Genomic DNA, 14,906 nt, shown 5'->3' on the forward strand with positions numbered 1-14,906 from the left:
CCGGGCGTCAGTCCCGCAGCCGGGCGGTGGCAAACTCACGCATGCCCTGTGCGAAACCCACCACCGGCTGCCAGTCCAACTCCCGGCGAGCACGGTCCGAGCTCGCCGTGATGTGCCGTACGTCGCCGGCACGGAATTCCCCGGTGACCACGGGCGCTGGGGCACCGGCATTCGTTGCCAGCGCGGTGGCCATCTGCAGGATTGTGGTGACCTCACCACTGCCGATGTTAAAGGCCCGAACCGTGCCGGGCTGTTGCGCGGCGCTCCATCCGACCGCGGCGATGTTAGCCGTCGCGACGTCATGCACGTGCACGAAGTCGCGGCGCTGTGCGCCGTCTTCGAAGACTCGAGGCGCCTCACCGCGCTCGATGGCCGAGCGAAACAGCGACGCGACACCTGCATACGGCGTGTTCCGCGGCATCCCGGGTCCATAAACGTTGTGGTAGCGCAGGTTGGCGAGAGTGCCCCCGACTTCCCTGGCCCAGCTGGCGAGCAGCAGTTCCTCGGCGAGCTTGGTCACCGCATAGACGTTGCGCGGGTCGAGGGCAGCGTCCTCCCCGAGCAGGGCCGGATCGAGGGCCTCGCCGGTCTCCGGATCCTGCGGATCGAACCGGCCCGCGCCCAGATCGGATGACCGACGACTCGGCGGGCGAACGTCGCCGTGTCGGCCGCGGTACATGCCCTCGCCGTAGACGACCATTGAGGAGGCACACAGCACCCGGCTGACGTCGTGTCGCACGAGTCCTGCGACCAGCTCCGCCGTGGCCAGGACGTTGGAGCGCGCGTAGTCCGGCGCGTCCTGCAGATCGACGCCGAGCCCGACTTTGGCCGCCTGGTGGCAGACCACGTCGATGCCGTCGAGGGCGGCATCCAGCGCCGAGCGGTCTGCCACCTCCCCGACGTGGAGGTCGACTGCGTCGGGCAGCACCGGCCGGCTGCCGTGCACGTCGGGCCGGAGTGAATCGAGCACGCGCACCGACCAGCCCCGGGCCACCGCCGCCTGCACAATGTGTGAGCCGATAAAGCCAGCACCTCCGGTGACGAGCAGTCGCGTCATGGCGCCTCGCATGTGCCACCCGGCTGGTGCCCGGCATCTCCGGGCGGGCCGATCGGACCGTCTCTCTCGAATCCCTGATCTGCCATTCGTGCTCCTGCCAGTTCTGCATCCACCCTCTGAACACTGTGACACCAACGGCATCCGTTGTCTGCGGGACAGCCTTACGATCCGGTGACAGGACCGCCAGCCTCTACTTACTCAGCCCGCGGAACGACGAAGCGCTGCAGCAGGGCGTCCTGACCGTCGAGCTCGACCCACGGCTTGTCAACAGTCAAGACGGCCAGCGCGCTCGTCGGAAAGCGCGCAGTGGCCTGTTGGTAAGCGAGCGCCTGTGAATGCGCCGACGCCAGGGCAAGGATCAGTTCCTGCACGCCGGGCATATGGGCAATGACGAGCAGGGTGCGGATACTGTCGGGCACGTGGTTGATGACCGACAGCATCCGTTTCGGGAAAGCCGCATACAGTTCCTCGCTTACGACAGGCTCAGGGATGCCGGCACCGAGTGCGGCGCGCACCCCCGCGCAGGTCTGCTGGGTGCGCACCGCCGATGAACAGAGAATGTAGTCGGGTCGCACGTCATTGTCGCGCAGCCAGAGGCCGGCCAATGCCGCTTCTTGATAGCCCCGTTCCAGCAGCGGTCGATCGTGGTCTGAGACTCCGTCAGGCCAATCCGACTTCGCGTGACGCATGATCACCAGGCGCTTCGAGGGTTTCTCAGTCATGCGCTCAGCCTAGAACTCTCGGGCCGTGCGCCGCAGCCTCCTCATTTCTGTTGAGATTCTCACCCGCAGGGTGCCGGGAGGCGCTGTCGAGCCCCCCGCACCGGTGCTATGTTCTGCCTGAAAAGCGTAGGGGGTGCACAACTCTGTCGGGGGTGCACGAAGGAGAAAGACCATGGCCGACACCGACGTCGTGAAGCCTCAGGTGCCCGAACATCAGCTGCAAGCCGACGGAATCACAGCCGCCGGGTCGATTGTGATGGCGGTCGCCGGCAGCGCTCCCGCCTATTCGATTGCGGCAACGACGGCAACATTGGTTGCCGTTGCCGGACTCGCCAGCCCCGCCGCGCTGCTGTGGTGCGGTCTTCCCATGCTCGGCATCGCCTGGGCGTTTTCCTACCTCGGCCGCGCCGATGTCAACGCCGGCGCCTCCTACTCGTGGGTGGGTCGTGCCCTGCACCCCATCCTGGGCTTCTTCTCGGGCTGGGCGTTGGTGGTCTCGGCCACCATCTTTATGGTGGCCGGTGCGCTTCCCGCCGGGGTCATGACCGTGGCGCTGTTCAGTCCCGAGAACATGGGCAACGTGCCCCTGGTGACCGGGATCGGTGCGGTTTGGTTTCTGATCATGGCTACCTGCGTACTCGTGGGAGTCCGAATCACAGCCCGCGCCCAGTGGATCATGTCGTCGATCGAAGTGGCCATCCTGGTGGTATTCGCCATTGCCGCGATCGTGCACGCCATTGTTTCGAGTCACGCCGGGCCCGACTTCTCCTGGTCCTGGCTCGGCTTCAGCCACTTCACCGGTACCGGCGCATTCGTGGCGGCAGCGCTCATCGCGGCCTTCTACTACTGGGGCTGGGACGTGGCATCCAACCTCAACGAAGAAACGAAGAACGGGCGTAAAGCCTCCGGTAAGGGCGGCATCATCGGTGTGATCATCGTGTTCGTCTTGTTCGAAGTTTTCACGATCGCCACTCTCGTGATTCTGCCCACCAAGACCATCGACGCGAACAGCGGAAACGTTCTGGGCGTGCTCGGCGAGGCGATCTGGCCGGGAATCGGTGGCAAGATCCTGATCATCGCGGTCATGCTCTCGACCATTGCCACTCTCGAGACCACGCTGATCCAAGTCACCCGCACCCTGTTCGCGATGGGCCGTGACCACACCATCCCGGAGCGGTTCGGTCACGCCCACCCGAAGTGGCGCACGCCCGCATTTGCGACTCTGGTCGTGACCGGTGTCTCAGTTGTGCTGTTCATCGGCTCGAACTTCCTCGGCACTGTGGGCGACATCCTGAGCAATGCGATCAGCTCGATCGGCCTGCAGATCGCTTTCTACTACGCCCTGGCCGGCATCGCCGTGGTGGTCGCCTACCGCAAGGTGATCTTCACGTCGGTGAAGAACTTCATCTTCATCGGACTGTGGCCGGCGCTGGGCGCGCTCTTCATGGTCTGGATCTTCATCGTGTCGATTCCGTCGCTCGAGACAATCGTGGTGATCATCGGCATCGGAGCTCTCGCCCTCGGCATCATCCCGCTCGTGCTGTTCTGGAAGAAAGGCGCGGCATACTTCCAGCGGCGTCCGTTGGAACTTCCCGACGAACTCGATGCGGTCTCGCCGGAGAACATTGACCTCGACGCTCCACGCTAGGCAGCCAAAGCGCCTGATTGTTCCTGCTAGGCTTGAAAACGTATTGACAACCTTTAAGAGCCGTCCTGTGAGACGGGGAAGGGAGTCGGTTGATGGCGCGTACCGTGCTGCAGCAGGCTGACATTATTCGAGCGTTGACTCGGATCTCGCACGAGATCCTGGAGTCCAATCGTGGCTCAGAGAACCTCGTGATCCTCGGCATTCCGACTCGAGGCGTTGCTCTGGCCCGTCGGATCGCCGACACGATCGCCCAGATCGAGCCGACAGCGGCCCCCGTGGCCGTCGGAACGCTCGATGTGACGATGTACCGCGATGACCTGTCCCACACCCGCACGCGCACACCGGCCCCAACCTATGTACCTGGCAGCGTCGACGGCAAGACCGTCGTACTCGTTGATGACGTCTTGTTCTCCGGCCGCACCATCCGCTCAGCCCTCGACGCACTCGGGGACCACGGTCGGCCGCGCGCTGTGCGTCTGGCCGTGCTCGTCGACCGGGGCCACCGCGAACTCCCCATCCGCGCCGACTTCGTGGGCAAGAACCTGCCGAGCTCGACCGATGAACGCATCAACGTGCACCTGGTTGAGACCGACGGCGACGAGTTCGTCAGTATCGAATCTGTGAACGACGGCGGAGTGCAGGCATGAGACACCTCCTCTCCACTCAGGGCATCGACCGCGCGGCGGCGATCCACTTGCTTGACATCGCGGAAGACATGGCGGATGTCGGCCAGCGGGAAGTCAAGAAACTGCCGACGCTTCGCGGCAAGACCGTCGTCAACCTCTTCTTCGAAGACTCCACGCGCACCCGCATCTCGTTCGAGGCCGCAGCGAAGCGCCTCTCTGCTGATGTCATCAACTTCAGTGCCAAGGGATCCAGTGTCTCGAAGGGCGAAAGCCTGAAAGACACAGCGCAGACCCTGGCCGCGATGGGAGCGGATGGCGTCGTCATCCGTCATCCGTCATCCGGGGCGCCCCACGTTCTGGCCGCGAGCGGCTGGATCGACGCGGGCATCATCAACGCCGGGGACGGCACGCATGAGCATCCGACCCAGGCGTTTCTCGACGCGTTCACGATTCGCCGCCGCCTCCACGGCGCGGCATCCCGGGGGAAAGACCTCGATGGTGTGACCGTCACGATCGTTGGGGATATTTTGCACTCCCGCGTGGCCCGGTCGAATATGTGGCTGCTCAGCTCGCTCGGCGCCGTCGTCACGTTCGTGGCGCCGCCGACCCTTGTGCCGGCCAACCCGTCGGCCTGGCCGGCCACGATCGGTTACGACCTCGACGCTGCCGTCGACGCCGACCCCGACGTGATCATGATGCTGCGCATCCAGCAGGAGCGCATGCATGCGGCATTCTTCCCCAACAGTCGTGAATATTCGCGTAACTGGGGACTCGATGACGCGCGGTTTGCGCGCCTGCGGGCGGATAGCATTGTGATGCACCCCGGCCCCATGAACCGCGGCTTGGAAATTTCGTCGGCAGCGGCGGATTCCGCTCAGTCGAGCGTGCTCGAGCAAGTAACCAATGGAGTGTCAGTTCGGATGGCGGCACTCTATCTGCTGCTCTCCGGCGATCGGGAGGATTCATAAATGTCGAATGAGCACGAACGGTTTCTGATTCGCGGAGCCACACTGCCCGACGGCCACCGCACCGATCTCCTTCTTGCCGACGGGCACATCCTCGAAACCGGCACTGCGCTGTCTGCCGGTGGCGCCACACTGATTGATGCCGACGGACTCGTTGCCCTGCCCGGCCTCGTCGACCTGCATACCCACCTGCGTGAGCCCGGTTATGAACAGAGTGAGACGGTTCTCACCGGCAGCCAGGCTGCAGCGGTCGGCGGCTTCACCAGCGTCTTCGCCATGGCGAACACGTCGCCGGTGCAAGACACCGCCGGCGTCGTCGAGCAGGTTCTCGCCCTGGGCGAACGTGCCGGCTACGTGAGAGTGCAGCCCATCGGCGCGGTGACAGTCGGCCTGCAGGGCGCAGCCCTCGCCGAACTCGGCGCGATGGCGAACAGCCGCGCCCAGGTGCGTGTCTTCTCTGACGACGGATTCTGCGTCTCCGACCCCCTGCTCATGCGGCGAGCACTCGAATACGTCAAGGCTTTCGACGGCGTGATCGCCCAGCACGCCCAGGAGCCACGCCTCACCGAGGGCGCCCAGATGAACGAGGGCTCCATCTCGGCCGAACTCGGCCTCGTCGGCTGGCCGGCAGTGGCCGAAGAATCGATCATCGCCCGCGATGTCCTGCTCGCCGAGCACGTCGGCTCCCGCCTGCACGTGTGCCATGTCTCGACCGCCGGTTCTGTCGACGTGATCCGCTGGGCCAAGGCCCGCGGCATCCGGGTCACGGCCGAGGTTACGCCGCACCACCTGCTGCTCACCGAAGACCTGCTCACCGGCTATGACGCGCGGTTCAAGGTGAACCCGCCACTGCGTCGCCGGGAAGACACTGAGGCTCTGCGTGCGGCCCTCGCCGACGGCACCATCGACATCGTCGCCACCGACCACGCGCCACACCCGATCGAGGCGAAGGACTGCGAATGGGAGGCGGCGGCCAACGGAATGGTCGGTCTCGAATCAGCACTCTCGGTCGTGCACGCCTCGGTGGTGGCAACCGGATTGCTCGACTGGGCGGATGTCGCCCGAGTGCTCTCCAGCACGCCGGCACGCATCGGACGCATCCTGGGCCAGGGCCAGGCGCTCGTGACCGGTGCGGTCGCCGAACTCACGCTCTACGACCCGGCGGTCAACCGCATCTTCGGTACCGACGATCTGGCGGGCAAGGGCGTCAACTCGCCGTATCTTGAGATGACCCTGCCCGGACAGGTTCGTGCCACGTTTCACCGCGGCTACGCCACGGTGCTCGACGGAGTGCTCCGCCCCGCTGCCGAGGTCGCCGCCCACGCTGCGGGGATGCGCGAAGCGGGAGCCCACCATGGATAAGCTCATTCCCGGCGTCATCGTCGTTGTCGTTCTGCTCGGCCTTCTCGCGCTGATGTGGCGCAGCTGGATGCGACGGAGCAGGCGCGACGCCGCCTTGACCGCCGGATATCCGGCACCGCTTTCGGGCACCGCTGACACGACATCCGTTCGGGCCGAGGCGCCCGTGCTCTATGTCGCCACGACTCCGCGTGGTGAGCCGCTGGAGCGTCTCGCCATTCGCAACCTGGCCTTCCGCGCCCGCGCCACGCTGCGTGTCACCGGCCCGGGAGTGTCCGCGGTGGATCGTGCGATCGCGCCCGGACTGACGATCGTGCCCACTGGCGAAGAGCCCGTCTACGTGCCGGCCGAGGCTATCGAACTCGTCACCGAAGCCACCTGGGCCATCGATCGCGCGGTTGAAACCGGGGGATTGCTCCTGGTGGGCTGGCGTCTTGCCGCGACGGAAGCCGGGCCGAACGGCCCTGCAACCGGTGGCGCATCCGTTGACAGTTACTTCCGCATCACCGATCCGGCCGACAGAGGCCGCATCGTCGATGCTCTTCGTTCCATCGCTCCCGGGGCCAGCAGCCCGGATCTCTCCACCGAAAGTGAGGCGTAGCGTGAGCTACTCACCCAACAACCACTCCATCACCAACCGGGCGCCCGCCGTGCTCGTGCTGGAAGACGGCAAGCGATTCGTCGGGCATGCCTATGGCAAGACCGGCCAGACCCTCGGTGAGCTCGTTTTCGCCACCGGAATGACCGGCTACCAGGAGACCTTGACCGACCCGTCGTACGCCGGCCAAATCGTGCTCATGACCGCGCCGCACATCGGCAACACCGGTGTCAACGACACCGACATGGAGTCCAGCCGCATCTGGGTATCCGGTTTCGTGGTGCGCGAGCCATCGCGTGTGGTGTCGAACTTCCGTGCCCAGCGCAGCCTCGACGAGGATCTTCTGTCGAATGACGTCGTCGGTATCAGCGGCATCGATACCCGTGCGATCACCCGTCACATCCGCTCGGCCGGTGCGATGCGCTCCGGTATTTTTTCGGGCGAGGCTCTCGAGTTCTCCGAGTCGGAGCAGCTCGAGATCGTGCGCAACGGGGCAAACATGGCCGGCCGCAACCTCTCTGACGAGGTCTCGACGGTCGACCCATTCTCGGTTCCCGCGCAGGGTGAGCGCATCGGCTCCGTCGCCGTGCTCGACCTCGGCGTGAAGAAGTCCACCTTGAACTTCCTCGCCGAGCGCGGCTTTGAGGTTCTCGTTCTGCCGCAGTCGGTCACGGCCTCCGATGTGCTTTCGCTGAAGCCGGATGCGCTGTTCTTCTCGAACGGGCCGGGTGACCCGGCGGCATCCGACGCGCACGTTGAACTGCTGCAGGAATGCCTGCGGGCCGGTCTGCCCTATTTCGGTATCTGCTTCGGCAACCAGCTTCTCGGTCGTGCGCTCGGTTTCCGTACCTACAAGCTGCCGTTCGGTCACCGCGGCATCAACCAGCCGGTGCTCGACAAGGCCACCGGCCGAGTCGAAATCACCTCACAGAACCACGGTTTCGCGGTCGACATGCCCATCGAGGGCACGCACGACTCGCGTACCGGCTTCGGCAAGGTCGAGGTGAGTCACTACAGCCTCAACGACAAGGTTGTCGAGGGCATCCGTTGCCTCGACATTCCCGCGTTCAGCGTGCAGTATCACCCGGAGGCGGCCGCGGGGCCGCACGACGCCAACCATCTTTTTGATCGATTCAAGGACGTGGTAGTTGCCCATCAGGCGACTATCGGAGCAGGAGACGCCAAGTAATGCCCAAGCGCGACGATATCAACAGCGTCCTCGTGATCGGCTCCGGCCCGATCGTCATCGGACAGGCCTGCGAGTTCGACTACTCGGGCACTCAGGCCTGCCGCGTGCTGCGCGAAGAGGGGGTGCGCGTCATCCTGGTCAACTCGAACCCGGCCACGATCATGACCGACCCGGACTTCGCCGATGCCACGTACATCGAGCCGATCACCCCTGAGATGATCGAGTCGATCATTATCAAGGAGCGCCCGGATGCCATCCTGCCGACGCTCGGCGGCCAGACCGCACTGAACGCGGCCATCCAGCTGCACGAGCGCGGCATTCTCGAGAAGTACAACGTCGAACTGATCGGTGCCTCGTTTGAGGCCATCAACAAGGGTGAAGACCGTCAGATCTTCAAAGACCTCGTCATCGCCGCCGGCGCCGGCGTGGCCCGCTCCTACATCGCGCACACGGTCGACGAGGCCGTCGGGTTCGCCGAAGACCTCGGTTACCCGCTCGTGGTACGGCCCTCGTTCACGATGGGCGGCCTCGGTTCTGGCTTTGCGTACACCGAGGAAGAACTGCGCCGCATCGTCGGCGACGGACTGCACCAGAGCCCGAACAGTGAGGTGCTGCTCGAAGAGTCGATTCTTGGCTGGAAAGAGTACGAGCTTGAAATGATGCGCGACACGGCCGATAACACGGTCGTCGTCTGCTCCATCGAAAACGTCGACCCGGTCGGCGTGCACACCGGCGACTCGATCACCGTCGCTCCGGCGCTCACCCTCACCGACGTTGAGTACCAGAAGCTGCGCGACATCTCGATCGACATCATCCGTGCCGTCGGTGTCGACACGGGTGGCTGCAACATCCAGTTCGCGATCGACCCGGCCGACGGTCGCATCATCGTGATCGAGATGAACCCGCGGGTCTCCCGCTCCTCGGCCCTGGCCAGCAAGGCAACGGGTTTCCCGATTGCCAAGATCGCGGCGAAGCTCGCCCTCGGCTACCGTCTTGACGAGATCCCGAACGACATCACCTCGGTCACCCCGGCCAGCTTTGAGCCCACCCTCGACTACGTCGTGGTCAAGGTTCCCCGTTTCGCGTTCGAGAAGTTCCCGGCCGCCGACGCTCGCCTCACCACGACCATGAAGTCGGTCGGCGAGGCCATGGCCATCGGACGCAACTTCGCCTCGGCCCTGCAGAAGTCCCTGCGTTCCCTCGAGAAGCGCGGCTCGTCGTTCCACTGGGGCGAAGAGACCCGGAGCCTCGACGAGCTGCTTACCGTCGCTGAGATTCCCACCGACGGCCGGATCGTCACGGTGCAGCAGGCGTTCCGCAAGGGCGCCACCATCGAGCAGGTGTTCGAGGCCACCAAGATCGACCCCTGGTTCCTCGACCAGATCGTGCTGATCAACGAGGTTGCGGATGCCGTCGCCGCGTCGGCCACGCTCGACACCGACATCCTGCGTTTGGCCAAAGACCACGGCTTCTCCGATGCCCAGATCGGCGAATTGCGCGGCTTTGGCGAAGCAGACGTGCGCAAGGTGCGCCACATCCTTGGCGTGCGCCCGGTCTTCAAGACCGTGGACACCTGCGCGGGCGAGTTCCCGGCCGAGACGCCGTACCACTACTCGAGCTATGACCAGGAGACCGAGGTCACGCCGAGCGACCGCAAGAAGGTCGTCATTCTCGGCTCCGGCCCGAACCGCATCGGTCAGGGCGTCGAATTCGACTACTCCTGTGTTCACGCCTCGTTCGCGCTGTCCGATGCCGGCTACGAGACCATCATGATCAACTGCAACCCCGAGACGGTTTCGACCGACTATGACACCAGCGACCGACTCTACTTCGAGCCGCTCACGTTGGAAGATGTGCTCGAGATCATCCACGCCGAAAGCCAGAGCGGCGAGCTCGTCGGCGTCGTCGTGCAGCTCGGCGGTCAGACCGCTCTCGGACTGGCCAAGGGGCTGAAGGCAGAGGGCATCACGATTCTCGGCACCACGCCCGAAGCCATCGACCTGGCCGAAGAGCGCGGGGAGTTCTCGCGCATTCTCGACGAGGCCGGCCTGCTCGCCCCACGCAACGGCACCGCCACCGACTATGCCGGCGCGGTCGTCGTGGCCGAGGAGATCGGCTACCCGGTTCTGGTTCGCCCGAGCTACGTGCTGGGTGGCCGCGGCATGGAGATCGTCTACGACAGCCCGTCGCTGGCGGACTACTTCACCCGCATGTCCGGCCAGGGCATCATCGGCCCCTCGCACCCGCTGCTGGTCGACCGGTTCCTCGACGACGCCATCGAGATCGACGTCGACGCTATCTATGACGGCCACGAGCTCTACATCGGCGGCGTGATGGAGCACATCGAAGAGGCCGGCATCCACTCCGGCGACTCCAGCTGCACGCTGCCGCCGGTCACCCTCGGCAGAGCCGAGATCGACCGCGTGCGTGACGCCACGCTCGCCATCGCGCAGGGCATCGGCGTGCGGGGCCTGCTGAACGTTCAGTTCGCGATCGGCGCCGGCGTACTCTACGTGCTCGAAGCGAACCCGCGTGCGTCGCGCACCGTGCCCTTCGTGGCCAAGGCCCTCGGCATCACTCTGGCGAAGGCCGCCTCGCTGATCATGGTCGGAACCACCATCGCCGAGCTCAGAGAGAGCGGAATGCTGCCGGAGATCGACGGTTCCCGTGTTCCGCTGGATGCGCCGGTGGCGGTCAAGGAGGCCGTGCTTCCGTTCAAGCGCTTCCGTACCCCGGCCGGTGACGTCGTCGACTCCGTGCTCGGCCCGGAGATGCGCTCCACCGGCGAGGTCATGGGCATCGACCGTGACTTCCCCCGGGCGTTCGCGAAGAGCCAGATGGCCGCGTATGGCGGAATGCCGCTGACCGGCACCGTGTTCGTGTCGGTCTCTGACCGTGACAAGCGCGCGATCATCCTGCCGATCCTGCGTTTAGCTCAACTCGGCTACGACATCATGGCGACCGAGGGCACCGCAATGGTGCTGAAGCGCAATGGAATCGACGCTCAGCTGGTGCGCAAGTTCAGCGAAAAGCAGGTGGAGGGTGAGGGCTCAATCGTCGACCTCATCCGCCAGGAGAAGGTCGACATCGTCATCAACACGCCCGGCGGCCGCACCGCCCGGGCCGACGGCTACGAGATTCGTGCGGCTGCCGTAGCCGGCGACCTGCCCCTGTTCACGACCATTGCCGAGCTGGCTGCGGCTGTGGCCTCCATCGACGCCATCCGTGACGGCTTTGATGTGACGAGCCTGCAGGAATACGCGATCACGCGGGAAGCAGCACTGAAGTAGTGACAGCCCAGACGAACGGGTTGTCTGGGCCGGTCGCACCGGTCGTGCCGTTCGGCGAACGTCTCGAGCAGACGTTCGCCCGGCACGGCCAGCTGTGTGTCGGAATCGATCCACACTCCTGGTTGCTTGACGATTGGAATCTGCCGGACTCGGCGGCGGGCGCCGAAAGCTTCGGCCGCACGGTCGTCGCGGCGGCCGCGGGCCAGGCGGGCATCGTGAAGCCGCAGGTCGCCTTCTTCGAAAAATTTGGTTCCGCCGGATATGTTGCGCTTGAGCGCGTGCTCGCCGACGCCCGGGCGGCCGGCCTCCTCGTGATCGGCGATGCCAAGCGCGGCGATCTGGGCACCAGCGTCGAAGCCTATGCGGAGGCCTGGCTCACGCCCGGCGCGCCGCTCGAAGTCGATGCGCTCACGGTGCACAGCTACATGGGGGTGGGCTCGCTCGATGCCGCCCTCGAGGTCGCCGACCGTGGCGGAAAGGGCCTGTTCCTGCTCAGCGCTACGTCGAACCCGGAGGGGGCCGCGCTCCAGCGCGCCGTTGTGGGGGAGGGCGTGCACCAGGGAAGCAGCGTCGCGCGCGCCATCCTCGACGAGGTTGCCGAGCGTAATGTGCGCCAGTCGACGTCGGCTCTCGGGTCGATTGGGGTGGTGCTGGGCGCGACCCTCGACCTGGCTAGTTTCGGGATCGACGTGTCCGACACGCCGACGGAGGCGTTGACGCCGGTTCTCGCTCCAGGCTTTGGACATCAGGGCGCAACCCCCTCTCAACTGGTTGCCCTGTTCGGGGGGTACGCTTCGGGCGTTATCCTGAGTGAATCACGCAGTATCCTCTCTTCCGGACCCGACCGGATATCCGAGATGATCCGGCACCGAGTAGCGGAAGCAGGCACTGCCCGTGGCTGAGACCAAGTCCACCCCTCCCGACGTTGACCGTGTTGCGGCATCCCGAGCGGCCGTCGCTGCTCGACGGGCCCGAGCCGCAGTCAAGGCGCAGGTCGCCGCACGTGAGCGTTCGCCGCTCGACGTACTGGCCACCGCCACCGCAGACCCGAACGGCGTCGAAGGTCGCCTGCGCGTGACCGAGCTGCTCACGAGCGTTCCGGCAATCGGCGTCACCAAGATGCAGCGCATCATCGAGAAGCTCGGCATTTCACCGTCGAAGCGTCTCGGTGGCCTCGGCACTCACCAGCGTCAGCGCCTGCATGACTTCCTGGCCGGTCTGCCGGCGTCGCGCAGGTTTTCGTGACGCCGGGCCTGCTCGTTCTGGCCGGACCCACCGCAGTGGGCAAGGGGAGCGTCGCCGGGTACATCCGTGAGAACTTCCCTGATGTCCATCTGTCGGTGTCCGCGACAACGCGCGCTCCCCGCCCCGGCGAGACCGAAGGCGTCAGCTACTTTTTCGTCGACGACGCTGAGTTTGACCGCCTGGTCGCCGAGGGCGAACTGCTGGAGTGGGCGATTGTGCACAACGCCAATCGTTACGGCACACCGCGCGGCCCCGTCGACGCGGCAATCGCGGCCGGCCACAGCGTGCTGCTCGAGATCGATTTGCAGGGTGCGCGCTCGGTCCGTGAGGCGATGCCCGAGGCGAAACTGATCTTTCTGCTTCCTCCCAGCTGGGACGAACTCGTGCGCCGTCTGACCGGTCGGGGCACCGAAAATGCTGAGGAACAGGCCCGGCGACTCGAGACGGCCAAGCTCGAATTGGCGGCTCAAGACGAGTTTGATTACCGTGTTGTGAACCACACAGTGAGCGAGGCGGCGCGAGAGGTCGTAGACTTGATGCAGATTCGCAAGGATTCTGCGCGCCCATAAGCACACAGGCCTTGACTATGACGTCGCATTCGACGTCTGTGAACCACTGACTGCGCATTCTGCGCAATGCTCTGAAGGAGTGACACCAATGGCCACCAAGCCCGCTGGCATCATCGACCCGCCCATCGACGACCTGCTCTCGAAGGTTGACTCCAAGTACGCCCTGGTGATCTTCGCGTCCAAGCGCGCCCGCCAGATCAACGACTACTACGCTGACCTGCACGAAGGCAGCCTGTTCGACAACGTCGGACCGCTCGTCGACTCCACCGTCGAAGACAAGCCGCTCTCGGTTGCCCTGCGTGAGATCAACGAGGACAAGCTGATCTCGACGCCTATCGTCGAATAATTCATCTCGATCAGGGTTAACACCGAGGCGCGCAGAATGTCGACAGTCCCCACGATCGTCGTCGGTATCACCGGCGGCATCGCGGCCTATAAGGCTGTCAACGTTGTGCGCGCCTTCGTGCTGCGCGGATACGACGTTCATGTCGTCGCAACCGACGCGGCCCTGCGTTTCGTCGGTGCCCCGACGCTCGAGGCGATCTCCCGCAACCCGGTACATACGAGCCTCTATGAGGGCGTCGCCGAGGTGCGCCATGTCGCCATTGGGCAGAGTGCCGACCTGATCGTCGTGGCTCCGGCCACGGCCAACAGCATCGCAAAGCTGGCCGCGGGCCTGGCCGACGATCTGCTCGGCAACACCATTTTGGCCAGCACCGCTCCGCTGGTAATCGCCCCGGCGATGCACACCGAAATGTGGAACAACCCGGCCACTGTGGCCAACGTGGCCACCCTGCGCAGCCGAGGCATCACCATCATCGGCCCCGGATACGGTGCCCTGACCGGCACCGATATCGGCGCCGGGCGCATGGAAGAGCCCGAGGTCATCGTCGAGGGGGCCCTCGCCGTGCTGGCCGCATCTCAGTCAGAATCGGATTCCGCGGCTGGCGATCTCTCGGGCAGGCGTGTGCTGATCAGCGCCGGCGGCACCCGCGAGGCGCTTGACCCGGTGCGTTTTCTCGGCAACCGGTCCAGCGGCAAGCAGGGAGTCGCCCTGGCTGAGGCCGCGGCGAGCCGCGGCGCCAGAGTCACGCTGGTCGCCGCGAATCTCGAGGTCGACCCGCCCGCGGGGGTCGAGGTCATCCGGGTGTCGAGTGCGCGTGAGCTCAACGCCGCGATGCAGGCCGCTGCAGGAGACACCGACGTGCTGATCATGGCGGCCGCCGTGGCCGACTACCGCCCGGTCACCGTGGCGGAGGGCAAGATCAAAAAAGAGCACACCGGCGACAGGCTCACTCTCGAGCTCGTGAAGAACCCCGATATCTTGGCCGCTCTAGCTGCCGCCCGCCGACCGGGTCAGATCGTGATCGGCTTTGCCGCTGAGACCGAGGCCGACACCGACGCGCTGCTGGCGCTCGGGCGCGCGAAGGTCAGCCGTAAGGGCTGCGACTTCCTGGTAATCAACCGGGTGGGCTGGAACGAGGGCTTTGCGTCAGATGACAACACCGTCATCGTGCTCGATGCCCACGGAGCTATAGTGAATGAGGCCTCCGGAGCGAAATTGTCGGTGGCCAATCGTATTCTTGACGTGGTCGTCTGATCCGCGCCTCGGCGCGAAACGAACGGCCTCCAGTTCCT

At 65.2% G+C, this 14,906-nt stretch carries 12 protein-coding genes and 1 pseudogene; 11 read left to right on the forward strand and 2 right to left on the reverse strand.

What is annotated here, in order from left to right; all coding sequences use genetic code 11:
• Positions 1-7: 7 nt before the first annotated feature.
• Together HNR05_RS04410 and HNR05_RS04415 are read right to left on the reverse strand one after the other, a co-directional pair.
• A complete protein-coding gene (locus tag HNR05_RS04410; RefSeq protein ID WP_179577917.1) occupies positions 8-1,057 on the reverse strand; it encodes an NAD-dependent epimerase/dehydratase family protein in 1,050 nt (349 codons plus the stop codon).
• Between the two features lie 194 nt (positions 1,058-1,251).
• Entirely contained in the window at positions 1,252-1,779 is a 528-nt protein-coding gene (locus tag HNR05_RS04415) for a SixA phosphatase family protein (protein WP_179577918.1), read from the reverse strand.
• Positions 1,780-1,951: 172 nt separating this feature from the next.
• Between HNR05_RS04415 and HNR05_RS04420 the strand changes: the two genes are divergently transcribed.
• From HNR05_RS04420 to coaBC, 11 genes and pseudogenes are all read left to right on the forward strand, one after another.
• Positions 1,952-3,427 carry an APC family permease gene (locus HNR05_RS04420; protein WP_179577919.1) on the forward strand — a complete coding sequence of 492 codons (1,476 nt, stop codon included), beginning with the start codon at positions 1,952-1,954 and terminating at the stop codon, positions 3,425-3,427.
• Positions 3,428-3,516: 89 nt separating this feature from the next.
• On the forward strand, positions 3,517-4,074 hold the full coding sequence (gene pyrR, locus HNR05_RS04425; RefSeq protein ID WP_281369787.1) for a bifunctional pyr operon transcriptional regulator/uracil phosphoribosyltransferase PyrR: 558 nt from the start codon (positions 3,517-3,519) through the stop codon (positions 4,072-4,074).
• Positions 4,071-5,021 carry an aspartate carbamoyltransferase catalytic subunit gene (locus tag HNR05_RS04430; protein WP_179577921.1) on the forward strand — a complete coding sequence of 317 codons (951 nt, stop codon included), beginning with the start codon at positions 4,071-4,073 and terminating at the stop codon, positions 5,019-5,021. Before pyrR ends, HNR05_RS04430 begins: the two co-directional genes overlap by 4 nt.
• Positions 5,022-6,380, forward strand: a complete 1,359-nt coding sequence (locus HNR05_RS04435; protein WP_179577922.1) for a dihydroorotase — start codon at positions 5,022-5,024, stop codon at positions 6,378-6,380.
• Complete coding sequence (locus tag HNR05_RS04440; protein WP_179577923.1) at positions 6,373-6,978, forward strand: PH-like domain-containing protein; 606 nt, start codon at positions 6,373-6,375, stop codon at positions 6,976-6,978. The genes HNR05_RS04435 and HNR05_RS04440 overlap by 8 nt, the downstream gene beginning before the upstream one ends.
• A gap of 1 nt (position 6,979) precedes the next feature.
• Complete coding sequence (carA, locus tag HNR05_RS04445; RefSeq protein WP_425485073.1) at positions 6,980-8,164, forward strand: glutamine-hydrolyzing carbamoyl-phosphate synthase small subunit; 1,185 nt, start codon at positions 6,980-6,982, stop codon at positions 8,162-8,164.
• Positions 8,164-11,454 carry a carbamoyl-phosphate synthase large subunit gene (gene carB, locus HNR05_RS04450; protein WP_179577925.1) on the forward strand — a complete coding sequence of 1,097 codons (3,291 nt, stop codon included), beginning with the start codon at positions 8,164-8,166 and terminating at the stop codon, positions 11,452-11,454. Before carA ends, carB begins: the two co-directional genes overlap by 1 nt.
• Positions 11,454-12,356: an orotidine-5'-phosphate decarboxylase gene (gene pyrF / locus HNR05_RS04455; protein WP_343062459.1), complete on the forward strand. Its 903-nt coding sequence runs from the start codon at positions 11,454-11,456 to the stop codon at positions 12,354-12,356. Before carB ends, pyrF begins: the two co-directional genes overlap by 1 nt.
• Positions 12,349-13,268 (forward strand): annotated as a pseudogene (gmk, locus tag HNR05_RS04460) (guanylate kinase). The gene pyrF and the pseudogene gmk overlap by 8 nt, the downstream one beginning before the upstream one ends.
• Positions 13,269-13,356: 88 nt before the next feature.
• Positions 13,357-13,614, forward strand: coding sequence for a DNA-directed RNA polymerase subunit omega (gene rpoZ, locus HNR05_RS04465; protein WP_179577926.1), 258 nt, complete (start codon positions 13,357-13,359; stop codon positions 13,612-13,614).
• Positions 13,615-13,650: 36 nt separating this feature from the next.
• Complete coding sequence (gene coaBC / locus HNR05_RS04470) at positions 13,651-14,868, forward strand: bifunctional phosphopantothenoylcysteine decarboxylase/phosphopantothenate--cysteine ligase CoaBC (protein ID WP_179577927.1); 1,218 nt, start codon at positions 13,651-13,653, stop codon at positions 14,866-14,868.
• Positions 14,869-14,906: the final 38 nt, after the last annotated feature.

Origin of the sequence: Leifsonia psychrotolerans (genome assembly GCF_013410665.1) — a bacterium.
GTDB classification, from domain to species: domain Bacteria; phylum Actinomycetota; class Actinomycetes; order Actinomycetales; family Microbacteriaceae; genus Cryobacterium; species Cryobacterium psychrotolerans_A.